Origin of the sequence: Vibrio sp. HI00D65 (assembly GCF_001635455.1) — a bacterium.
Classification (GTDB): Bacteria; Pseudomonadota; Gammaproteobacteria; order Enterobacterales; family Vibrionaceae; genus Vibrio.
The window spans coordinates 1-208 of record NZ_LWEH01000055.1 but is presented as its reverse complement, the minus strand read 5'-3'; the positions used below and the strand labels follow the sequence as shown (position 1 = coordinate 208).

Here is a 208-nt window from a genome sequence, read left to right as displayed (position 1 = left end):
GTTAATAAGTGCAATCGCAATATTAGAAAACAAACTTGGTAAAGTGATCGCATTGGGATTTGCGTTAATTCTGTCAACTTCTAAATCCAAAATGGCTTTTAATTGTTTGACACCCTCTGCACCGTAGGCATTTTCAAACTGTCCTTTTAGTTGTATCGCTAAGCTATTAATCGCATCGGTAAGCTCCTGCTTAGACATGCCAGGAATC

Annotated in this window: 1 pseudogene; it reads right to left on the bottom strand. The window is 38.5% G+C overall.

Annotated elements, in window-relative coordinates:
* A pseudogene (locus A3712_RS27705) lies at positions 1-208 on the bottom strand (Type III secretion cytoplasmic LcrG inhibitor); the annotation flags it as partial.